Source organism: Kribbella sp. NPDC026596 (assembly GCF_040638415.1).
Taxonomy (GTDB): Bacteria; Actinomycetota; Actinomycetes; order Propionibacteriales; family Kribbellaceae; genus Kribbella.
Genome location: NZ_JBEZYF010000017.1, coordinates 24,048 through 45,933, shown reverse-complemented (window position 1 = coordinate 45,933; position 21,886 = coordinate 24,048). Strand labels below are relative to the sequence as shown.

Genomic DNA, 21,886 nt, shown 5'->3' with positions numbered 1-21,886 from the left:
CTACCGGACCGAAGAGCCGATGTTTCGGCCCCGTCCACAAGGCCGAAACGCTCACTTCAAGTAACTGTTTCATCAACTGACGGGTTGCCATTTAGCGTGATCGCGTGCACACTCTTAGTCAGCGGCCCGCCGAAACTGCCGCAGGGGACGGTTCCGGCGGGCCGCTTCCTTGTGTCTGGACTACTCCAGGCCCTCGGGGTTCGAGGCGAGCCACTCCTTCACCCGCCGGTCGGCCTCCTCGCGGGACACGTCCTCCACCTTGGTGAGGATCGCCCAGCGGTGCCCGAACGGATCGATCACCGTGCCGAACCGGTCACCCGTCATGAACGTCTGCACTTCTTCCACCGGCTTCGCCCCCGCCGCGACGGCCTTCGCGTACGTCGCGTCCACGTCCGGCACGTAGTGCACCAGCGAGGAATGCACCCACTCGCCGTTCGGCGCGCGCAGCCCGATCTGCGGCATCTGGTCGCTCAGCTGCAGCATCGAGTTCCCGAACTTCAGCTCAGCCTGCCCGACCCGCCCGTCCGGCATGTCCTGCCGGCTGATCACCTCGGCCCCGAACACCGACTGGTAGAACTCGATCGCCTTCGGGCCGTCCGGCACGGCCAGGTACGGCGTCAGCGAGTGATAACCGTCGGGGATGGGGTTTACCGTGTTCGTCGTCATGACTCTTAGTCAATCTTCTGGCCGCCGTGCCGGTCTTGTAAGAAAGCGACAGCGAGGGTGAGCGTGCAGCCGCCGGACAGCGAGAAGGGCATCCTGCATCCGCGGGAGCAGGCCCGTCATCGGTCGCTGAGCCGTCTCGCCGCCGGCCCGGAGGTCGGCCGGTTCGTGGAGTGGTACTGGATCGTCGAGTGGGACCTGGACGAGCCGTACACGGCCGAGGTGCTGCCCTTCCCGAGCGTCAACGTGACCTTCGAGCAGCCGGGTGGTGCCTTCGTCAACGGGGTCTGCACGCGCAAGTTCGAGCGTGAGCTCGTTGGGCGGGGCCGCGCGTTCGGGGTGAAGTTCTGGGCCGGTGGGTTCGGTGCGGTGACCGGGCTGGACGTCGCGTCGTTCCGTGACCAGGTGCTGCCGCTGACCGCGGTCTTCCCGGACGGCGACCGGCTGGCGGATCTGGTGTTCGCCGCGGAGTCCGACGTACGGCGTCGCGCGGTGTTCGAGGCGTTCTTGCGGGACCACCTGACTCCGCCGGATCCGTCGTACGAACTGGTCCGGGAGATCGTCACGGCGATGTCCGTGGACCGGTCGGTGGCGCGGGTGGACCAGGTCACCGAGCGGTTCGACATTCCGATCCGGACCTTGCAGCGGCTGTTCCGTCGCTATGTCGGTGTCGGTCCGAAATGGGTGCTCCGTCGCTACCGCCTGCACGACGGTGCGGAGCTTCTGGCACAGGGCGAAGTCGCCGAGCTGGCGGAGCTGTCCGCCTCGCTCGGGTACTTCGACCAGGCCCACTTCTCCAAGGAGTTCAAGCAACAGATCGGCCTGACTCCGGCCGAGTACGCGACCAGAGCCGCGGCCGAACGTCAGATCACCTATCGCTGAGCTTGACGGTTACGGCCATGACCGTGGCTGTGAGGGTGGCGCACAGTGCGACGAGGAAGCCGTACTGCGCGCTGTGCGTATCGACGACGTGGCCCGCAACCGCTGCACCCAAGGCCATCCCGGCCGCGCCCCCGGAGTTCAGCCAGGTGAAGGCCTGGGTGAGTACGGCGGACTCCACCGAGGACTCGGCCAACACGGCCGAGATCGTCTGGAACGGCGCTATGGCCAAGCCTGGCAGGGCCAAGGCGAACGCCGCCGTGAGCGCGGAGTTGGCCGCCAGCAACGGCAGGCAGGTCAGGGTCAGACCAGCCAGGACGATGATGAGCTGCGTCTGCGGTGCCGTCCGCCAACGCCTTGCGCCATAGGCGATTCCGGCAAACAGACCGACCAGACTCGTGATGCTGTAGAGCGGTCCGGCCAGGCCCGGTGTGCCACGCGCGACGGCGAAGGCGGTGACCGAGACCTGCATGCTTCCGAAGAACAGTCCGATGCCGACGTTCGTACCGATCAGGCCGAGGAACCGCTTGTGCAACAGGCGGCTCGAGCTCTCGTGTTGACCAGGTTTGGTCGGCGGGGGCGCCGTACTGCGTTGCACCGCCAGGAGGAAACCGCCTGCCAGCAGCAGGCTCGTCGCGAGCACTGAGCCTGCCACCGGACTGACCAGTGCACTGATTGTGCCCACGAGCCCAGGGCCGACCATGAAAGCGACGCCGACACTGAGCGATTCCAGAGCGAAGGCCGACGAGAGTAGTGGGGTGCCACGCAGTGCATGTGACCAGCGAGCCGCGGTCTGCGCACCCAACTGCGGCAACGATCCGCCTGCCAGGACACCCGCGGTGATGAGCGACCACAGTGGTGCGCCCGAGACCGTCAGGCCGATCAAAACGGCTACTGCCGCAGCATGCGCGAGCAGAGTGATCGGCAGCATGCGGGTCTGACCGAAGCGGTCGATCAGACGGGCGACTTGTGGACCAGCCAGTGCCTCGGCGACTGCGAAGCCACCGGTCACACTGCCGGCCGCGGCGTACGAGCCGGTGGATCCGTGGACCAGCCAGACGATGCCGAGGCCGGTCATGGCGATACCGATGCGAGCCGGTGCCGCTGCTAGGTAGAACTTCCACGCCCCGGGAGTACGCAGAGCCGCTGCGTAGGTGTTGGTGGGCGTGCTGATCCGTCCGGTGAGAGCCGGCACGGTGAGACCTTCCGCTGCCCGAAGGGGCGGGGACCCGACCGTGGGCGTCCAGCTTCACCGGTCTGTCCTAGTCCGCCTACAACCGTCCATGTTCGGCAGGAAGCGGGGACGCGCACCGCCTGCCGGCTCTTTCAACGGGCAGAACCTCGTGGTTCAGGTTGACGCGAACATCCTACCGTCCCGGAGGACGGGGACGCTGCGACTCTCGTCCACCTCGGCCGCGATCGCGACGTCCTCGGGGTAGCCGTACTGCGTGAGCTCGCGACCACCGGCGCACTCGTGCAGGAGGGTCGGGAGCTCATCCGCCACAGCGTCGTACGCCGCCATCGCGGCCCGCGTCTCCGGGGACATGTCGTCGAGCTGCAGCGCACTCAGGAACCCACCGGCACCCCACAGGTCCTCCACCGCCGGCCGGAGCGAGCCGTCCTTCCACCGCTCCCCTGCCGCGATCGCCACGACCTTCGCGCCTGGGTGCTCCGTCAGTTGCTCCCGCACCCACTCGGCAGCCGCAACCCGGTTGCGCAGCGACACCGCGATCACTGTCGCCCCACCATCACTGAGCTGCTTCGCGATCGTCGACCCGTTGGGTGACGGCAGCACCAGCCGGCTGAGTCCCACCGCCCGCCGGATCGTCATCGGCGACAGACTCACGTCCCCGGTGCCCGCCTCGGACCGCCCGACTGCCAGCACCGCGTCGTACTGCTTGGCGTACGCCACAGCGGTCGCGTCGCGCCAGCGGTACGGGTACACGTCGATGCCATGGTCAACGGCGACGGTCACCGCGGTGGTGAAGGACAGGACGTCCACGACGGCAACCAGATTGCCGCCGACAACCTCCGCGCCGACCGGTCCCCAGTCGAATCCGACTCTGAATCCGTCCTGGGCATAGGGGCTGGTCACCCGACGGATCATGCCGCCGAGTCACCAGCCCGACAACCAGGTTTCAGCTCAGTACGTCGGCTGCGGTGGGTGACGAGTCGCGGAGGAACGTGGCGCAGCGCTCGGCCTCGTCCTTCTCGTCGATCAGCGCGGCCGCCTTGCCCAGCGCGGCCAGGCAGCGCAGGAACCCGCGGTTCGGCTCGTGCTCCCACGGGACCGGCCCGTGACCCTTCCAGCCGTTGCGCCGGAGCAGGTCCAAACCACGGTGGTACCCGGTCCGGGCGTAGGCGTATGCCTCGACCGTGCGGCCGTCCGCCAGCGCCGCTTCGGCAAGCAGGCCCCAGGCCAGCGAGGACGTGGGGAACTTGGCGGCGACGTCGGTCGCAGCTGCCCCGGCGGCGAGTTCCGCCGCGGCCGGGTCGACGGGGAGTAGTGTCTCGGGTGGACCAGACAGCAGATTGTTCAATTCCATAAGCACATCTTCGCCGATCACGCAGCCGTACCGGCACGTGACCGTCTGACGAAACCCGTTGACCGTTCACCGACCGGCCACGGATGCTTGAGACCCTGCGTCATAGCCGCCGTGGTTCCCAGCTACGGCCGGAAGGAGGCACCGGATGAGCGTCATAGTCCTGAACGCGTCATACGAGCCGCTGCACACCGTGTCGATCCAGCACGCCATCCGGATGCTGGTCCGCGAGGTCGCAGTGGTGGAAGAGGCGCACGGAGAGCGGACCATCGGCCCTTTTCCGGTTCCGCGCGTCCTACGCCTGGTCCGGTATGTCGTCACGCACTGGCGCTACGCCGCCGGTCGGATGAAGTACAGCAAGCACGGTGTGCTCCGGCGCGACAGGTTCCGGTGTGCGTACTGCGGTCTGGACAACGCCGACACCATGGACCACGTCCAACCCAGATCCAGGGGCGGCCGCACCGAGTGGCTGAACGCCGTGGCCGCCCATGCTGCCTGCAATGAGCGGAAAGGCAACCGCACCCCGTCCGAAGCCGACATGCCGCTCCTCTGGCAACCCTGGGTACCAACCCGCGCGGAGCTCGTCATAGACAAATGACGGGCTTTTTTCATGCCCGCTTCCAGGCTGCCGTCCGGGCACACCGTCGAGATCACCACTGTCGCCGACCGCCCGGACCTCGCCGGGACGGACATCGACGTCGGCCCCTGGCCCGAGTTCATGCGCCACCGGCGGATGGGAGCAGGCGGTCGTGTGGGCCTTCGCCGACGCACGGCGGGGCGTCGCACCGACTGTCGCTTGTGCGCTGAACATCAGCGTGGCTCGAAACTTCCAGGCCAAGAGCTGGCCGGACTCCTGCTCGCCGCACTCCGGAAGGCCGCCGCAGACCTGGGTCTCACGAGTCTGGACGCGCCGGTGCGGCCGACTGCTAAGCATCTGGAACCGCTGACCCCAATGCGCGACTACGCGTACCGCACGCGCGAGGACGGACTTCCCTCCGATCCGTGGCTTCGGACACATGTCCGGGTTGGCGGGCAACTTGCCGGGCTCGCGCCGGCCTCGTGGGTGGTCACGGGTTCGCTGGAGGAGTGGCGGCGGTGGACCGGGCTGCCCTTCGATCGCAGTGGTGCAGTCGAGGTGCCTGGAGCCTTGTCTCTCGTGCACTGTGACGTCGACGGCGACTGCGCGACGTACGTGGAATCCAATGTCTGGGTTCGCCATCGGTTGTGATCCCCAGGTTCTCCACAGATTTGAAATCGTCGATCTCGCCGGGGGGTGATCGCGGCAGTTTCTAGGGCATGAACCCTCAACTTTCCGTGATGGCCTCGATCCGCGGCGGCGTGTTCACCCGGGCCGATGCCCGTGCCTGCGGCTACCCCGACCCGGATATCGATTCTCTGCTGGACACCGGCGGCTGGCGCCGGATCCGGCCGGGCACGTATGCCGAGCGCCGCTCACTCATCCTCATCACCGACGAGGTCCTCCACCTGCGGAAGGTGTACCGCGTCCTCCGTTCCGGCGGACCCAACACCTACGCGAGCCATCAATCAGCGGCAGCCCTCCATGCGCTGCCGCTCTGGGGACTGGACTTGTCCGGGGTGCACGTGACCGCACCCGCCGGGCGCTCGGGCTGCCTCGGCGGCGTGCACCGGCACATCCGCGATCCCGTCGGCCCCGGCATCCAGCTCTGGAACAAACTGCGCATGGTCTCCCCGGCCCGCGCCATCGCCGAGGTCGCCGCCACCGCACCCACGACGGCCGCCGTCGTCCTGGCCGAAGCCGCCCTGTACGCCGGCCTCGTCACCAGACGCTCGCTAAGACGCGCGGTCCACGACCACGGGAACGAGCGCGCCCTCGAGGTGGTCTCTCATGCCTGCACGAATTCGGCGTCGGTTGCCGAATCACGCCTGCGCTACATCCTCAGCGAAGCCGGCTTCCCGACCCCTGCACCTTCGCCGGTTCCAGACTCGGGCGCACCTGACACAGCCGACCCGGAGACGACGACCCTGTGGTTCTCCGAGGAACGCACGATCCTCGAGTTCGAACCGCGTTTCCCCTTCTGGTGCGACGATTTCGAGGCGGAGGAGGACGAGCCGCCGGTCCCCGCGCCGCTTCCCGATCCGTTCGCGCCGCAACCGGTCGAGCGCTGCTGGATCTCCTGGGCCGACCTCAACGACCCACCTGCCGTGATCGACCGAGTCCGTGCCGCCTTCACCCGAGCATCCCGCCGTACAGGCATCCGGCACTTCGACCTCGCCCGTGCCCGGATGTGACTGAGGGGCCCACCGCTCGCAGCGGTGAGCCCCTCGAAGAACCCTTAGGAGGATCCGAATGTCAGGCGTTCAGCGACGTACCCGTCGAGCGGAGGCTCTCGCAGGCCTCGGCGACGCGCCCGGCCATGCCGGCCTCGGCCGCCTTGCCCCAGGCGCGCGGGTCGTAGGCCTTCTTGTTCCCGACCTCGCCGTCGATCTTCAGCACACCGTCGTAGTTGGCGAACATGTGGCCGGCAGCCGGCCGGGTGAACGCGTACTGCGTGTCGGTGTCGACGTTCATCTTGATCACGCCGTGGTCGACCGCGGCCCGGATCTCCTCGAGCGTCGAGCCGGACCCACCGTGGAACACCAGGTCGAACGGGCGGTCCTTGCCGACCTTGGCGCCGACCTGGTCCTGGATCTCCTTCAGGATCTCCGGCCGCAGCTTGACCGCGCCCGGCTTGTAGACGCCGTGCACGTTGCCGAAGGTCAGCGCGGTGATGTAGTGGCCGTTCTCACCGGTGCCGAGCGCCTCGACCGTGGCCAGGCCGTCCTCGACGGTGGTGTAGAGCTTCTCGTTGATCTCATTGGCGACACCGTCCTCCTCGCCACCGACGACACCGACCTCGATCTCCAGCACGATCTTGGCCGCGGCCGTCTTGGCCAGCAGTTCCTTGGCGATCTCCAGGTTCTCCGTCAGCGGCACCGCGGAGCCGTCCCACATGTGCGACTGGAACAGCGGGTTCTCGCCCCGGGCGACGCGCTCGGCGGAGATCTCCAGCAACGGCCGGACGAATCCGTCCAGCTTGTCCTTCGGGCAGTGGTCGGTGTGCAGCGCGATGTTCACCGGGTAGTTCTTGGCGACCTCGTGCGCGTAGGCCGCCAGCGCGACCGAACCGGTGACCATGTTCTTGACGGTCGACCCGGACAGGTACTCCGCGCCGCCGGTGGAGACCTGGACGATGCCGTCCGAGCCCGCCTCGGCGAAACCGCGGATCGCGGCGATCAGCGTCTGCGACGAGCTGACGTTGATGGCCGGGTAGGCGAAGCGGTTCTGCTTGGCCTTGTCCAGCATTTCGGCGTAGACCTCAGGGGTGGCAATAGGCATGTCTCGCGGTACTCCTCACAACAAAGTCCATGTGGGTTGAGCTCCAGTATGGCCATCGCGTACTTCGTCGTACCCGGCGGCCCACCTGCCGAGCCGGCCAGGTGGCCGGGGAGCGATCGGCAGGGATGCAGACCAGTTGATGAACAGGACAGATCCAGTTGGTTGCGGCCCGATGACGTTCGTGAGTCGGGTCTAGGCCGACCCGGTCCTCGGTCCGCGGGGGGTCAGGGCCATGTGCAGCCGGTAGCGATCCGCCCGGTAGGCCGACCAGGACAGTTCGACGACCTTGCGGCCGGCGAAGGTGGTGCGCTCGAGGACCAGCAGGGGTGCCCGCCTGGCCACGCCGAGCACCCGGGCGACATGACCGTCGGCGTTGTCCGCCCGGACGGTCTGCTCACCGGAGGTGACGACGACGTCGTACTCGCTGGCGAAGACGTCGTACAGAGTGCCGAGCTCACGGCCGAGCAGGCCGGGGAAGAGCGCGGACGGGTAGTAGCCGACCTCGTAGGCCATCGGCGAGGCGTCGGCGGTGCGCAGCCGTTCGACCCGGATCACCTTGGTGCCCTTGGCGACCCGCAGGCCCTTCGCGGTCTCGTCCGAGGCCTCGATCTCGCTGGCCGACAACACCACCGTGCCGGGCTCCAGGCCGCGGGCCCGCATCTCCCGGGAGAACGAGGTGAGGTGCAACTGGGAGTCGACCTGGGGGCCGGTGACGAACGTCCCCTTGCCGTGGACGCGTTCCAGCGCACCGGACTCGACCAGGTCGCTGATCGCCTGCCGCACCGTCACGCGGGACACGTTCAGCTTGTCGACCAGCGCACGTTCGGAGGGGATCGGGTCCCCTGGATGAAGCTCGACATCGATCAGCCGTTCCAGTACCGATCGGACCTGCGCCCGCTTGGTCGCCACCATCGAATCTCGATCCTCCAGACCTGGGCGGGTCTCGGGGGTGCCCCGGGGCGCCGCTCACTGCTATCGTGCGCAGCATACCTGTTAAGACCAGATAGGACCAGTGATCGTAGTGGTGTCTGTTCCCGCCCAGGAAACTCAGATGGCGCGCGAGATCGCCGAGCAGCCGGCCGCTCTGGCGGCGACGTTCGAGCACGTTCTGCCGTTGCGGCACGACATCACGCGGCTGGCCGCGGGTCGCCGGCACGTGATCTTCGTGGCCCGGGGATCGTCCGACAACGCTTGTGTCTACGGCCGCTACCTGACCGAGATCCACGCCGGCCGGCAGGCGTCCCTGGCCGCGCCCTCGGTGGCGACGCTGTACGGCGCCAACCTCGACCTGTCGAACTCCCTGGTGGTCGCGGTCAGCCAGTCGGGTGCGACCCAGGAGATCATCGACACCGCCGAGTGGGCCAAGCGCAACGGCGCCGCGGTCGTCGGCATCACGAACGACAGCAACAGCCCGCTGGCGTCGACGGCCGATGTCGCGCTAATCACGCAGGCCGGGCAGGAGCTCGCCGTACCGGCGACCAAGACCTACACGACCCAGCTCGCCGCGATCACGGTCGCCGTCGACGCGCTGGCGCAGCGGCCCGGCACGCTCGACACGGACATCGCCCGCGTTCCGGACGCGGCGTCGAAGATGCTGTCGGGATCCGTCGAAGCGGCCGCGGATCTGCTCGCCGGCGCCCACGACGTCCTCGCGAGCGGGCGCGGCCTCACCTTCGGCACCACCCTCGAGGTCGCGCTCAAGCTCGAGGAGACCTGCCTCCAGCCGGTCCGCGGCCTGTCGTACGCCGACCTGAAGCACGGCCCGATCGCGGTCGTCGACGCGGACTTGGTCACCATCCTGGTCGCGGCGAGCGAAGGTCCCGCACTGCCCGGCATGACCGAGCTCGCCGGCCTTGTCCGCGAGAAGGGCAGCAAGATCCTCGGCATCGGTGGCGACTCCACCTTCGCCTCGCGCTGCGACGTGAACCTCCCGGGTCCCGACCTCCCCGAGACCCTCGCTCCCCTGGCCCTCGTCATCCCGGCCCAACGAGCCATCGAGTCCCTGGCCCGCAAGCTCGGCCTGAACCCCGACGCGCCCCGCGGCCTCCGCAAGGTCACCCAGACGGACTGAACTAGCTGCGCCAAAGATTCCAGCAAAGTGCTCATTCGGTGAGCACTTTGGCTGGAAGTGTGGTGGTCATCAACCGGGAAAACCGAGGGAAGGACCACCGAGATGTTGCGAGGACTTGCCACCGTCAGCTTCTACGCCGACGACGTGAAGGCGGCGCGGGAGTGGTACTCGAAGCTGCTGGGGATCGAGGCGTACTACGCCGTGCCGAGCGTCGAGGAACCGGCGTACGTCGAGTTCCGGTTCGGCGACTTCCAGTGCGAGCTGGGCATCATCGACGCGAAATACGCGAGGCAGGAGGTCGGCTCGGGGCCGGCCGGCGCGATCATCAACTGGCACGTCGACGACCTCGAGGGTGAGCTTCAGCGCCTGCTCGACCTGGGCGCGACTCTCCACGAGCCGATCGTCGAACGCGGCAACAACACCGGCTTCCGCACCGCCGCGGTCGTCGACCCGTTCGGCAACCTCATCGGCATCATGAACAACCCGCACTACCTGCAGATCCTCGCCGACCTTCGGGCCAACGCGCCGGCCTGAGCCTCGGGCAGCAGCCGGCCGTGGGGGCCTCGTACGGCACGTGGTGGCCGTGAACAAGCTCTGCTATGTCCCAGGCCACCACAACCTGTTCAAGGCCACGGCTCCTGTGCGCTGTGTGCGGGTTGGGGTTGCGCGCACTGCGGCGGGGTTGGGGTTGAGCGCACTGCGGCAGGGGTGGGGTTGAGCGCACTGCGGCAGGGGTGGAGTTGCGCGCACTGCAGCAGGGGTGGAGTTGCGCGCACTGCGGCGGGTTGGGGTGCGCGCGCTGCGGCGGGTTGGGGTGGGCGCGCTGGCGCGGGTTGGGGTGGGCGCGCTGCGGCGGGTTGGGGTGCGCGCGCTGCGGCGGGGTTGGGGTTGCGCGCTGCGGCGGGGTTGGGGGGCGGGCGCTGCGGCGGGTGGGGCTAGAGGGGGCCGCGGTGGGTTAGGGCTGTGGTGATTTGGGCTGCGGCCTGGTGGAGGTGGGGGAGGACGTTGGCGCGTAGCGAGGTGGGGGTGCTGCGGGAGGCGTGGGCCGAGACGTTGAGGGCGGCGATGGTGCGGCCGCGGGCGTTGCGGATGGGGGCGGCGATGGAGCGCAGGCCGAGTTCGAGTTCCTGGTCGACGAGGGCGTAGCCGTCGGTCCGGGCGCGGTCGATCGTGACGCGGAGTTTGTCCGGGGACGTGACCGTACGGCCCGTGAGTGACTCGGCCTGCAGGGTCGAGAGGTACGACGTGAGCTCGTCGTCGGCGAGGTCGGCGAGCAGGACGCGGCCCATCGAGGTCGGGTACGCCGGGAGGCGGGCGCCGACCCCGAGGGCGACCGTCATGATGCGGCTGGTCGGCACGCGAGCGACGTACACGATGTCCGGAAGGTCGAGCGTCGCGATCGAGCAGGACTCGCGGGTCTTGGCGCTCAGCTCCTCCATGAACGGGCCGGCGAGTTCGCCGAGGTCGAGCGAGGACAGGTAGGCCCAGCCGAGCGCGAGTACGCGCGGAGTCAGCGAGAAGCGCCGGCTGTCGTTCCGGACGTAGCCGAGCTCCTCCAGCGTGAGCAGAATCCGGCGCGCGGTCGCGGGCGTGATCCCGACAGCACGCGCCACCTCGCTCAGCGTCAGTGACGGCGCCTCGGCCGAGAACGCGCGGATCACCGCGAGACCTCGCTCCAGCCCCTGCAGGAACGAGCCTGTAGACGCCTCACCCGCCATCGGCTAGCCTACTTTTCGTTGAAAGAAGAACTATTCGCTCAGCGAAATCGTAGCGGAGCAGCACATGCGACGTCCAGTTCACCTGCCTGACGCCCCCGCCGCGCGCGCCCCGCGCCGACGCCAGCGTCACCGCGAGAACGTCACCGCCCGCCGTCAGGTGGTCGCCGATGCCTGAGTCGGGATTCACGCACACGTTCCTGTCCGGGCGGGTGGTGTTCGGGGCGGGATCGCTGGATCAGGTGGCCGCCGAGGTGGAGTTGCTCGGCGTACGCCGAGCGCTCGTCGTCGCGACGAGGTCTGCGCGGGATGCGGCCGATGTGGTCGAGATGGAGCTCAAGGACCGGTTCGCGGGACGGATCGACGGGGTCGCCCAGCACGTCCCGACCGAGGTTGCGGAGGCGGCCCGCGACAAGGCCCGTGAGATCGGCGCCGACGGGATCGTCGCGATCGGCGGAGGATCCGCAATCGGCCTCGCGAAAGCAGTAGCCCTCACGGGCGCCCTGCCGGCCGGGGAGGCAGGCGGCCGGGCCGGCGGCGAGGCGGGTGGCCGGGCTGGCGGCGAGGCGGGTGGCCGGGCCCGAGGCGAGGCGGGTGGCCGGGCGGGTGGCCAGGTGGGTGGTCTCCCGATTGTGGCGGTGCCTACAACGTACGCGGGGTCGGAGATGACACCGGTCTGGGGCGAGACATCCGGTGGCAGCAAGACGACTGGGACTGATCTCAGGGTGTTGCCACGGACCGTCGTCTACGACCCGGTGCTCAGTCAGCACCTCCCGCTGAACGTGACAGCGGCGAGTGTCGCCAATGCGATCGCGCATTGCGTGGAAGCGGTATGGACGCCTAAGGCCGACCCGATCACCGAGACGACCGCGGTGGAAGGTGTCCGAGCCCTCACCGCCGGACTCCGGGCAGTCTTGCAGGATCACACCGATTTAGATGCCCGCAGCAACCTTCTGTACGGCGCCTGCCTCGCCGGCTCCGCACTCGCGACAGCCGGGACCGGGTTGCATCACAAGCTGTGCCATCTGCTAGGCGGCACCTACAACCTCCCGCACGCGGAAACGCACGCGGCAGTGCTCCCCCAGGTGGCCCGCCTGAACGCGCCCGCCGTACCGAGGGCCAAAGCCCGCCTGGAAGAAGCGCTGCAAACCGACGACCTCGCCGCCGGACTGTTCGACCTGTTCACCACAGCAGCAGTCCCGACGAGCTTGCGGGAGTTGGGGTTGAGTCAGGACCAGGCAACGGAAGCGGCGCACACGTTCCAGCCGACGCCCAACCCGATCCCCGTGACCGAAGAACTCGTGCAAGAGATTCTGACCCGGGCCTGGACCGGAACCAGGCCCGAAAGCCAAGAAGTATGAGGAGCAACCGGATGGACCTGCAAGGCGACGACCTGACCACAGCGGTGGTGGCCAGCTTCGACGGCAGCGCGAACCCACGCACCAGGACCCTGATGAGCGCACTGGTGCGCCATCTGCATGCGTTCGCGCGGGAGGTGGACCTGACCGAGGACGAGTACTTCACCGCGATCGACTTCCTCACCCGCACCGGCCAGATCTCCACCGGCACGCGCCAGGAGTTCGTCCTGCTGGCCGACGTCCTCGGGCTGTCGATGCTCACCGTCGGACTCGGGAACCGCAAGCCTGCGGCGGCCACCCAGTCGACCGTGTTCGGCCCATTCTTCGTCGAGGGTTCGCCCGAAGCACAATTGGGCGACGACATCGCGAACGGCGCCCCCGGACAGCCGTGCCTGGTGAGCGGGCGGGTCCTGAACATCAAGGGCGAGCCGATCGCCGGAGCGCTCGTCGAGACCTGGCAGGCCGACGAGGAAGGCTTCTACGACGTCCAGAAGGACCTCGACGGCCCGCAGAACCGGGCGCATCAGACAACCGATGCCGACGGCAACTATGCGTTCTGGGCGGTGAAGCCGGTCGCCTACCCGATCCCGGACGACGGCCCGGTCGGCGAGCTGCTCCGCGCCGGCGGCCGTGGTCCGATGCGCCCGGCCCACATCCACTTCATGGTCACCGCCCCCGGGTACGCGCGGCTGATCACCCACGTCTTCGCCGCCGGTGACGAGTACCTCCGCAACGACGCGGTCTTCGGAGTCAAGGACTCCCTGATCACCGACTTCACCGAACACCCGGCCGGCGACCAAGCGCCCTATGGAAAGACCCCGGATCGGCCGTACTACTCCGTCAACTACGACCTTGTGCTCGCCACGACCGAGGAGACGCAGCAGTGATCACGACAGACGTTCTGATCGTCGGCAGTGGCCCGGCCGGCGGTGCCGCCTCACTGTTTCTGTCCACGTACGGCATCGACAACGTCGTACTCTCCCGCTACGGCTGGACCGCCAACACGCCCCGCGCGCACATCACCAACCAGCGCACGATCGAGCTGATGCGCGACATGGGCATCGAGGACCAGGTCGTCGCCAAGGGCACGGCGCACCACCTGATGGGCGAGACCGCGTTCTGCACCAGCCTGGCGGGCGAGGAGATCGGCCGGATCCGCACGTGGGGCACGCATCCGCGCCGGCTGGCCGACTACACCGAGGCGAGTCCGAGTCTCCCGGTTGACCTGCCGCAGACGTTGTTCGAGCCGATCCTGGTCAGTACGGCGGCCAGCCGCGGTGCCCGGCTCCGATTCAACACGGAGTACCTCTCCCTGGAGCAGGACGAGGACGGGGTCACTGCGACCGTCCGCGATCGGCTGAGCGACACGACGTACCAGATCCGCGCGAAGTACCTGATCGGCGCGGACGGCGGTCGCAGCAAGGTCGCCCAGGACATCGAGCTGCCGATGGCCGGCGCGATGGACATCGAGGGCTCGATGAACATCGTCTTCGAAGCCGACCTGAGCCGGTACGTCGCGCATCGCCCGAGCGTCCTGTACTGGGTGCTCCAGCCAGGTGCGCAGATCGGCGGAATCGGCGCCGGCCTGATCCGAATGGTCCGGCCGTGGAACGAGTGGCTGATCGTCTGGGGCTACGACATCACCCAGCCGGCCCCGGTGGTCGACGAGGCGATGGCGACCGAGATCGTGCACAACCTGGTCGGCGACGACACCATCGACGTGAAGCTGAAGGGTACGTCGGTCTGGAGCGTCAACCACATGTACGCCGAGCAGGCCTCGAAGGGCCGTGTGTTCTGCATGGGCGACGCGATCCACCGGCACCCGCCGAGCAACGGCCTCGGCTCGAACACCTCGATCCAGGACGCCTACAACCTCGCCTGGAAACTCGCGCTGGTGCTGAAAGGACAGGCCGCGCCCGAGCTCCTCGAGACCTACGACCAGGAACGTACGCCGATCGCGCGGCAGATCGTGGACCGGGCGAACAAGAGCCGGACGCAGTTCGGCCAGATATTCCGCGCACTGGGGATGACGCCGGACGCGCCACCCGGGCGGACGATCGAGTCACGCAAGGACGAGACCCCCGAGGGCGCCGAGCAGCGCGAGGAGTTGCGGACCGCGATCGAGCTGAAGGACTACGAGTTCAACGCGCACGGTGTGGAACTCGGCCAGCGGTACAACTCGGCCGCCGTGATCGCGGACGGTACGCCGGAGCCGTCGTACGACCGGGATGAGGAGCTGTACTACCACCCGACGACGTGGCCGGGCGCGCGGATCCCGCACTGCTGGCTGACGCGTGGGTCGGAGACCGTCAGCACGCTCGATGTGGTCGGCAAGGGCCGGTTCACGCTGCTCACCGGGATCGGTGGCGACGCGTGGGTGAAGGCGGCGCAGTCGGTGTCTGAGCACCTCGGCGTACCGATCGAGCCGTTCGTGATCGGGCCGGGCCGGGAGCTCGAGGACCTGTACGGCGATTGGTCACGGGTGCGCGAGATCCCGGACGGCGGTTGCCTGCTGGTCCGGCCGGACGCGCACATCGCGTACCGCGCGTTCGAGCAGCCCGACGAGCCCACCGAAGCTCTGCGGCAAGCCCTCACCACACTGCTAGGCCGCTGACGACTGCTGGGCCTCCAGGAGGATCCGGTCGAGGATCGCCGAGATCTCCGCGGTCTCGGCGTCCAGCAGGGTGATCAGGGCGACCCGCGACGTTTCCGTGCGCGCCTCCAGAGCCGCCGCGCTCAAGGCGCGCACAGTCCCTAACTCGTGAATCAGTTCGTCCCACAGAGCGTTCATCAACAACCCCCATGTCCCCGTCACAAACCCAATACGACGTGCTTGATGCACGTCGAGCCCCCCGAGTTGGGGCTGACTTTGGTCGAGAAGCCTCACTTCTGTCTTACGGGGGACAACGCGTGACCCAGCGCGGAGGTTACGGACTTGTCAGCAATCTCCAGCTGTGCGCCGGCACGACCAACGGGTCCTCCGCCGACACGCCGGTCTCAGGTTGTGTGCCGATCGTCAGTCCGGTCGCGTCCACCGGAAAGCGCTCAGCCTGGTCGGAGATGTTCAGCAGAAGCAGGACAGACCGCCCGGAACCGACGGTCCGCAAGGCAACCACCTGGTTGGACAGATGCTCGACCGTCGTCCGGCCGCGGGTCAGCCATGAGTTCCGCCGTCGTACGCCGATCAACCGCTGGTGCAGCCGGTACGTCGGCCAGCCGTCGGCCGCCAGCTCCGAAGGCGTATCCGGGAAGGCCGGCCGGATCGCGTCGTCACCGCCGGCCCGATCCTCCTTCAATCCCCGGAACGCCTGCTCATCGCCGTAATACACACTCGGTACGCCGCCGACCGCGAACAGAATCGCGAGCGCGTGGCCAAGATGCCGCCCATCCTCCAACCGAGTCGCGAGCCGGGTCACGTCGTGGTTGCCGACAAACGTCTGCGGCACAAAGCCGTCGAACAACTCGTCATGCCGCCCGAGCGCGTAAGCAAGCTCGAAGAAGTTGCCGTCGTTGAGCGAGCTCCAGATCGCCTTCCACAGCTCGTACTGCGTGACCGAGTCCAGCCCGCTCTTCGCGACATACCCGGCGTAGTCGCCGTGGATGACCTCACCGAAGAACCACGCGTCCGGATACCGCTCGCGCGGCAACACAGTGCGCCAGAACTCAGGTGGTACGGCGTACGCGGCATCGAGCCGCCATGCGTCGACACCACGATCGAGCCAGTGACTCAGGACGTCGGTGACGTACTGCGCGACGGCGGGCTGGCGGTGATCCAGCGCAAGCAGGTGTTCGTGACCTTCGAAGGTGCCGAGCGTGCCGTCGGGACCACGGCGGAACCATTCACCAGGTCCACTGAAAGAACGGGCGACATGGTTGAAGACGCCGTCGAGAGCGATCCGCAGTCCCCGATCGTGAGCGCGCGCGACAAGCTGGTCGAAGTCGGCGTCGTCCCCCAGCCGAGGGTCGATCCGGAAGTGATCGACGGTGTCGTAGCCGTGGGTCTCGGAGGCGAAGACCGGGCCGAGTAGGAGCCCTGAGCAACCAAGTTCGATCGCGTAGTCCAGCCAGTTCTCCAACCGGGCCAGCCGATGGACGACCGACGTACGAGCGTCCTTCTCGGCACCGGTGAAGCCGAGCGGATACACCTGCCACCAGATCGCGTGATCGGCCCACACATCAAGTCCTTTGGTCGAAGGTGTGGCGGCGGATCCAGGCGTGCATGGCGATCGCGGCCGCGGCACTCGCGTTGATCGATCGCGTCGAGCCGAACTGAGCGATGGACAGCACCGCCGTGCAGATCTTGTGTGCCTCCGGCGTCAGTCCCGGCCCCTCCTGACCGAAGAGCAGCACACAAGCGGCCGGCAGTTCGAATGTCTCCAACGGAACCGAGCCCGGCAGGTTGTCGATGCCGATCACCGGGAGATCCCGCTCAGCGGCGTACGTCGCCAGGTCCGCCAGCTGAGGGTGATGCCGCACATGCTGGTAGCGGTCGGTGACCATCGCGCCGCGGCGGTTCCACTTCCGGTTGCCGACGATGTGCACCTCGGCCGCCAGGAAAGCGTTCGCCGTCCGGACGACCGAGCCGATGTTCAGATCGTGCTGCCAGTTCTCGATGGCGACATGGAACGTGTTCCGCTGCCCGTCGAGGTCCGCGACGATCGCCTCGAGCTTCCAGTACCGGTACTTGTCCACAACGTTGCGGCGGTCACCCTCCGCGAGCAGCTCCGGATCCAGCCGCGCATCATCGGGCCACTCTCCCTGCCAAGGGCCGACTCCGACCTCGTTCGGTCCCACCATGTCTGCCCCGCGAGGATCCTCGCCACTCAGCTCCTGCACAGCTGAGGACGCTACCCTGTCCGCGTGCTTTCTCTTGTCGCGATGCTGATGCCGAACTGGATGGACCCGGAGCACCTGCTGCACTGGCTGGGTGACTGGGCCCTCTGGGGAACGGCCGCGGTCGTGTTCATCGAGTGCGGGTTGCTGTTCCCGATCCTGCCCGGTGACTCACTGCTGTTCGCCGTCGGCCTGTTCATCGCGGCCGGGACGATCCACGTCCCGCTGTGGCTCGCCTGCGTGATCCTGACCGTCGCGGCGTTCCTCGGCAATGTCTCCGGCTACTACATCGGCCGGGTCCTCGGTACGACGCTCTTCCGCAACCCGAACGCCCGTTTCCTGAAACCGAAGTACATCGCGCAGACGCACGAGTTCTTCGAGCGGTACGGCCCGCGGGCGCTGGTGCTGGCCCGGTTCGTGCCGATCGTGCGGACGTTCATCACGGTCGTGGCGGGCGCCGGCAAGATGGATCCGAAGAAGTTCTTCCTCTGGACCGGGATCGGCGCCGTGCTCTGGGCGACCGGCATCACGCTGCTCGGCCACGCGCTCGGCAACGTCGAGTTCATCCACAAGAACCTCGAGGCCGCCCTGGTCCTGCTGGTGCTGATCTCGCTGATCCCGATGGTCGTGGAGTACGTGCTCGCCCGGCGCCGCAAGCGCAACGCCGGCCCGGCCGGGGGTACTCCCAAGCACGCTGCCCCGAAGCACCCGGTAACCAACCATACGAACGACTGAATCCTCAGTGCCCGAACGGGAAATGTGGGTCTGACCACACCCAGTCGGTGCTGAGGACCGAGAGGTCCGCGGTCTCGACCGGTCCGGTGAGCAACGGGCCGACCACCTGACCGGAACCGAGCGAACAAGCCACCCGGATCCGGTCTGCCGCGTGGTACCAGACCAGCGCCCCCCGTGGCGCTTCCCCCTCGCGCAGCAGGGCGTGCTGATGCAGCCATCGCACCGCGTCCCCCGCGTCGTGCCAGCCGCTGTCCTGGGCATACCCGAACGCCATCCGCTGGAACTTCAACGGCCAGTCCTGCCAGGCCGCCGATCCAAGCCGTTCCAGCTGCCAGTTCAGCGCCGCCTCGGTGTCCCGCGGGTTCGCCACCCGCGGGACGTTCCGGCGTTCCACGACAACCTCCCCCCAGGCCATAGCTGGTCCCCCGTTTTCCCCGAACCGCCTGGCCTGCGTGCCGTGGCGTACTTCAGATGTTGACCGAGGCGGATACAGCCGCCGTACATTCCCGAACGCCAACCACACAACGTGGTCAGCCCGTGGCGGCACCGGTGTCGAAAGTGGCCAACGCGCGGCGGCACTCGGCGGCGCGCACGTCGTTGCCCGCCTGCTGCCAGACCCGCGCGGCCCGGTCGAGGGTACGCCGGGCGGAGTCGAGGTTGCCCGTGGACACGTACAGCTGGCCGAGGTGCTGCGCGGCTTGTCCCTCGACGCTGCGATCGCCGAGCCGGTGGCCGATGTCGACCGCGTCGAGCAGCATCTTCCGGGCTGCGGCGACCTCGCCGCGCGCCATCAGCGCACGGCCCAGTTCGGCCCGGGTGTATGCCGCGCAGTGGTCGTCACCGATCCCGTTGAAGATCGCCAACGAGGTCCGCAGCTGACGCACCGCCTGGTCGTAGCGCTCCTGGTGGATGCGGACCGCCGCGATCCGCCGCCGTACCTTGGCCTCGCGGTGGTTGTCACCGAGCCGTACGCCGAGCAGGAACGCCTGGGCCAGATAGCGCCCGGCCGTGACGGTGTCGTCGCGGGACAGCCAGATGGACGCGGCCGCGGTCCGGCCGACCGCCTCGCCGTTCGCGCTGCCGACCTCGACGAACGCCTCGATGGCCTTCTCGTACTGCGCCAGCGCCTCGTCGGGCCGCCCGCGCTCGCGCAGCCAGGTGCCGAGTCCCACGGCGGTGATGCCGTCGCCGAGCCGGTCACCGGCCTCGGCGAACCCCTGGGCTGCATCGCTCAGGTGCCGCCACGCGGGATCCCAATCGTCCTGGTAAAGCCCGAGCTGGCCCAGGTTGCGATGCATGATCGCCTCGCCGCGCCGGTCCCCGCAGGCGATCGCGCTGAGCAGGCCCTGCTGGTGCGACCCGTTCCAGTCGTCGAAGCCGGCCCGCATGTCCAGGTACGGCCCCCAGGCGGCGGCGATCCGCCAGGCGTAGTCGTGCAGCCCGTTCTGCGCCGCGGCCCGGATCGCGGGCACGAACGTGCTGCGCTCGCTGTCGAGCCACGCGATCGCGTCGGTCTCGGTGAACGGTGCGGGATCCGGACCCGTCAGCGGCCCGGTGTGCTCGAGGACGCCGAAGTACTCGAAGGCCAGGGCGTTGTTGGCCCGGCGGATCTTGTTCAGGAGCGCGTCGAGCACGGTCTCGACGTCCCGGACCGCCTGCGCCTGCTGCTCGTCGTCGCCGACCCCGAGCGCGTGCAGCCGCAGCAGGTCATGGACCCGGTAGCGCGCCGTCCCGCGGTGGTCGACCGAGCTGATCCGGACGAGGTTGACCTCGATCAGCCGGTCGAGGCTGCGACGTACCGAGGCTGGTGACGCGACCGCTTCCAGAGCCCGCGCCGAGAAGACGCCGACGGCGAAGTGACCGATGAGGCGGTAGAGCCGGGCCTCCTCCGGGCTGAGCGCGTCGTAGCTCAGGTCGGCGCTCGTACGGACGGCGAGCTCGCCGATGCTCAGCTCGTCGAGCCGGGAGGTCTCGTCGCGCAGCCGCCGCGCGAGCTCCCGCGGGCTCAGGTCAGGGCGCTGGGCCAACCGGCTGCCGACGATCCTGATCGCCAGCGGCAGGTTCGCGCAGGCGGCGAGGATCTCATCGGCCTCCGGCGACTTCCGGTCGACCCGGCCGGGGCCGGCCACCGACTCGAGCAGGGCGGCGGCTTCGCGGTCGTCGAATGTGTCGAGTGGCATGCTGTCCGCGCCGGCCAGATCCATCAGCCGGTTGCGGCTCGTCACGACGACCGCCGAGGCGCCAGTACCCGGCATCAGCGGAGTGACCTGACCGGCCGTCGCGACGTCGTCGAGGATGATCAGCACCCGGCGGCTGGCCAGCTCGGACCGCAGCATCGCCGACCGTCGCTCGGGATCGGTAGGGATCGCGAAGTCCGGCAGGTTGAGGCTGAGCAGCAGATCGGTCAGTGCGGCGGCCGGATCGCGCGGCTGCGTCGCGCCGTGCATGTCCAGATAGATCTGCCCGTCCGGGAAGGACTCCCGGACCAGATGCCCGAGCCGTACGGCGAGCGACGTCTTCCCGGTCCCCGGGGCTCCGGAGATGACCGCGATCGGCGGCCGCACCGGGTCTCGGCCGCACACGAGGTCGCGTAGCTGGTCCAGCTGTTCCTGCCGGCCGTTGAAGTCGGCCAGGTCGAGCGGCAACTGACTCGGCGGCCGCTGCGGATCGGTCAGCTCGGGTGCCGACATCGGGCCCGGCTGGATGACGGCATCCGGCCGTTCCGCCGGACGGGCCGAGGGGATACCGGGGTTGGGCCAGTTGGCCGAGCGGCCGTTCTCGGCGCGGGCGCCGGCGGCCTCGAGCTCGGGGCCGGGCTTGATGTCGAGCTCGTCGGCGAGGGTCTGCGCCGCCTTGGCGTAGGCGGCGCGAGCCTCACCGACCCGGCCGGCCGCGAGCAGGGCGTCGACGAGCCGGCGCCAGAGTTGCTCGTCGTACGGATCGTCGGTGAGTCGTGCGCTGAGGAGTACGGCGGCTCCGCTCGCGTCGCCGTACTCGAGCCGCAGGTCGAGCAGGCTGTCGACCAGGCCGCGGTGCTGCGCCTCCAGGCGGGCGATCGAGCCCTCCCACGCGGCGGGAACCGACAGGTCCTCCAGCGGGCGGCCACGCCAGAGCGAGTAGGCCCGGGACAGCACCTGCATCGCCTGACGGCCGTCACCGGCGTCGCGGAGGTGACCGCCTTCGGCGAGCAGCGACTCGAACAGACTGGCGTCGAGCTCGTCGACGCCGACCTCGATGCTGTAGCCGGCGGCCGAGGTGTTGATCGGTGCGGGCAGTCCGGCTTCCTGCAGGACCCCGCGGAGCGCCCGTACATAAGTCCGGATGTTCGCCGTGGCGGAGCGCGGTGGACTGGTCTCCCACAGCGCGTCAGCGATCAGATCGGTCGAGACGAACCGATTAGGGTGCAGGAGCAACGTGGCGAGCAGCTGGCGCGGTTTCGCGGCCTTCAGCGGCTGGCCCTGGGCGTGAATGAGGCGCAGCGGTCCGAGGATCCCGTACCTCAGACTGTCCACTCGTCCTGCCCTCTCCGTTCCTGAATCGACCTATCGTGGCATCCGCCCGCACCCGGCGTGAAGTCCGATGTACGCCGGATGTATCTCATTGCGGCACTGTTGACACAGGTACCGGGGGGAGGGCAGGCCCGGTGGTGGCGACTTGACCGCCGCCATCTCCGGGTCTGGCACTGGTAGGGAGCTCGGGGTCGGGGGTCCTGGGCTACGGGGAAACCGGTG

Annotated in this window: 22 protein-coding genes; 10 read left to right on the top strand and 12 right to left on the bottom strand. The window is 68.5% G+C overall.

Annotated features, from left to right (window positions below):
• Nucleotides 1-180: 180 nt before the first annotated feature.
• Nucleotides 181-666 carry a VOC family protein gene (locus AB0E63_RS16475; protein ID WP_360366187.1) on the bottom strand — a complete coding sequence of 162 codons (486 nt, stop codon included), beginning with the start codon at nt 664-666 and terminating at the stop codon, nt 181-183.
• Nucleotides 667-723: 57 nt separating this feature from the next.
• Here AB0E63_RS16475 and AB0E63_RS16470 point away from each other — a divergent pair, with 57 nt between their 5' ends.
• Entirely contained in the window at nt 724-1,545 is an 822-nt protein-coding gene (locus AB0E63_RS16470) for a helix-turn-helix domain-containing protein (RefSeq protein ID WP_360366185.1), read from the top strand.
• Here AB0E63_RS16470 and AB0E63_RS16465 read toward each other — a convergent pair.
• From AB0E63_RS16465 to AB0E63_RS16455, 3 genes are all read right to left on the bottom strand, one after another.
• Nucleotides 1,532-2,737: an MFS transporter gene (locus AB0E63_RS16465; RefSeq protein ID WP_360366183.1), complete on the bottom strand. Its 1,206-nt coding sequence runs from the start codon at nt 2,735-2,737 to the stop codon at nt 1,532-1,534. The genes AB0E63_RS16470 and AB0E63_RS16465 overlap by 14 nt on opposite strands.
• A 153-nt stretch (nt 2,738-2,890) precedes the next feature.
• On the bottom strand, nt 2,891-3,637 hold the full coding sequence (locus tag AB0E63_RS16460) for a 2-phosphosulfolactate phosphatase (protein ID WP_360366181.1): 747 nt from the start codon (nt 3,635-3,637) through the stop codon (nt 2,891-2,893).
• 43 nt (nt 3,638-3,680) lie between these two features.
• Nucleotides 3,681-4,088: a DUF3151 domain-containing protein gene (locus AB0E63_RS16455; protein ID WP_360366179.1), complete on the bottom strand. Its 408-nt coding sequence runs from the start codon at nt 4,086-4,088 to the stop codon at nt 3,681-3,683.
• 145 nt (nt 4,089-4,233) lie between these two features.
• Between AB0E63_RS16455 and AB0E63_RS16450 the strand changes: the two genes are divergently transcribed.
• From AB0E63_RS16450 to AB0E63_RS16440, 3 genes are all read left to right on the top strand, one after another.
• Complete coding sequence (locus AB0E63_RS16450; RefSeq protein ID WP_360366177.1) at nt 4,234-4,683, top strand: HNH endonuclease; 450 nt, start codon at nt 4,234-4,236, stop codon at nt 4,681-4,683.
• A 12-nt stretch (nt 4,684-4,695) separates the two neighbouring features.
• A complete protein-coding gene (locus tag AB0E63_RS16445; RefSeq protein ID WP_360366175.1) occupies nt 4,696-5,313 on the top strand; it encodes a hypothetical protein in 618 nt (205 codons plus the stop codon).
• 68 nt (nt 5,314-5,381) lie between these two features.
• The gene (locus tag AB0E63_RS16440) at nt 5,382-6,356 is read left to right on the top strand and encodes a type IV toxin-antitoxin system AbiEi family antitoxin domain-containing protein (protein WP_360366173.1); all 975 of its coding nucleotides are present in this window, start codon (nt 5,382-5,384) and stop codon (nt 6,354-6,356) included.
• Between the two features lie 61 nt (nt 6,357-6,417).
• Here AB0E63_RS16440 and fbaA read toward each other — a convergent pair whose 3' ends face one another.
• Complete coding sequence (gene fbaA / locus AB0E63_RS16435; protein WP_360366171.1) at nt 6,418-7,443, bottom strand: class II fructose-bisphosphate aldolase; 1,026 nt, start codon at nt 7,441-7,443, stop codon at nt 6,418-6,420.
• 192 nt (nt 7,444-7,635) lie between these two features.
• Nucleotides 7,636-8,355: a GntR family transcriptional regulator gene (locus tag AB0E63_RS16430; RefSeq protein WP_130388014.1), complete on the bottom strand. Its 720-nt coding sequence runs from the start codon at nt 8,353-8,355 to the stop codon at nt 7,636-7,638.
• A gap of 139 nt (nt 8,356-8,494) precedes the next feature.
• Here AB0E63_RS16430 and AB0E63_RS16425 point away from each other — a divergent pair, with 139 nt between their 5' ends.
• Nucleotides 8,495-9,514, top strand: coding sequence for an SIS domain-containing protein (locus tag AB0E63_RS16425; RefSeq protein WP_360366168.1), 1,020 nt, complete (start codon nt 8,495-8,497; stop codon nt 9,512-9,514).
• Between the two features lie 102 nt (nt 9,515-9,616).
• Entirely contained in the window at nt 9,617-10,048 is a 432-nt protein-coding gene (locus AB0E63_RS16420; protein ID WP_360366167.1) for a VOC family protein, read from the top strand.
• Between the two features lie 401 nt (nt 10,049-10,449).
• Here AB0E63_RS16420 and AB0E63_RS16415 read toward each other — a convergent pair whose 3' ends face one another.
• Nucleotides 10,450-11,232: an IclR family transcriptional regulator C-terminal domain-containing protein gene (locus AB0E63_RS16415; RefSeq protein ID WP_360366165.1), complete on the bottom strand. Its 783-nt coding sequence runs from the start codon at nt 11,230-11,232 to the stop codon at nt 10,450-10,452.
• A 167-nt stretch (nt 11,233-11,399) separates the two neighbouring features.
• Between AB0E63_RS16415 and AB0E63_RS16410 the strand changes: the two genes are divergently transcribed.
• The 3 genes from AB0E63_RS16410 to AB0E63_RS16400 are packed head-to-tail and all read left to right on the top strand — an operon-like array spanning nt 11,400 to nt 15,201.
• Nucleotides 11,400-12,590, top strand: coding sequence for a maleylacetate reductase (locus AB0E63_RS16410; RefSeq protein ID WP_360366163.1), 1,191 nt, complete (start codon nt 11,400-11,402; stop codon nt 12,588-12,590).
• A gap of 11 nt (nt 12,591-12,601) precedes the next feature.
• Entirely contained in the window at nt 12,602-13,474 is an 873-nt protein-coding gene (locus AB0E63_RS16405; protein WP_360366161.1) for an intradiol ring-cleavage dioxygenase, read from the top strand.
• Nucleotides 13,471-15,201 carry an FAD-dependent monooxygenase gene (locus AB0E63_RS16400; RefSeq protein ID WP_360366159.1) on the top strand — a complete coding sequence of 577 codons (1,731 nt, stop codon included), beginning with the start codon at nt 13,471-13,473 and terminating at the stop codon, nt 15,199-15,201. The genes AB0E63_RS16405 and AB0E63_RS16400 overlap by 4 nt, the downstream gene beginning before the upstream one ends.
• Here the strand turns inward: AB0E63_RS16400 and AB0E63_RS16395 are convergent.
• The 3 genes from AB0E63_RS16395 to AB0E63_RS16385 all read right to left on the bottom strand — a co-directional run bounded on the left by AB0E63_RS16395 (nt 15,190) and on the right by AB0E63_RS16385 (nt 17,384).
• Nucleotides 15,190-15,378, bottom strand: coding sequence for a hypothetical protein (locus AB0E63_RS16395; RefSeq protein WP_360366157.1), 189 nt, complete (start codon nt 15,376-15,378; stop codon nt 15,190-15,192). The genes AB0E63_RS16400 and AB0E63_RS16395 overlap by 12 nt on opposite strands.
• Before the next feature lie 136 nt (nt 15,379-15,514).
• Nucleotides 15,515-16,762 (bottom strand): alpha-amylase family protein, encoded by a 1,248-nt coding sequence (locus tag AB0E63_RS16390; RefSeq protein WP_360366155.1) that lies wholly within the window; start codon nt 16,760-16,762, stop codon nt 15,515-15,517.
• Nucleotide 16,763: 1 nt separating this feature from the next.
• On the bottom strand, nt 16,764-17,384 hold the full coding sequence (locus AB0E63_RS16385; RefSeq protein WP_360366153.1) for a TrmH family RNA methyltransferase: 621 nt from the start codon (nt 17,382-17,384) through the stop codon (nt 16,764-16,766).
• Nucleotides 17,385-17,447: 63 nt separating this feature from the next.
• Between AB0E63_RS16385 and AB0E63_RS16380 the strand changes: the two genes are divergently transcribed.
• On the top strand, nt 17,448-18,155 hold the full coding sequence (locus AB0E63_RS16380; RefSeq protein ID WP_360366152.1) for a DedA family protein: 708 nt from the start codon (nt 17,448-17,450) through the stop codon (nt 18,153-18,155).
• 4 nt (nt 18,156-18,159) lie between these two features.
• Here the strand turns inward: AB0E63_RS16380 and AB0E63_RS16375 are convergent, their stop codons facing one another.
• Nucleotides 18,160-18,549, bottom strand: a complete 390-nt coding sequence (locus AB0E63_RS16375; protein WP_360366150.1) for a hypothetical protein — start codon at nt 18,547-18,549, stop codon at nt 18,160-18,162.
• A gap of 136 nt (nt 18,550-18,685) precedes the next feature.
• Entirely contained in the window at nt 18,686-21,667 is a 2,982-nt protein-coding gene (locus tag AB0E63_RS16370) for a BTAD domain-containing putative transcriptional regulator (protein ID WP_360366149.1), read from the bottom strand.
• Between the last annotated feature and the right edge of the window lie 219 nt (nt 21,668-21,886).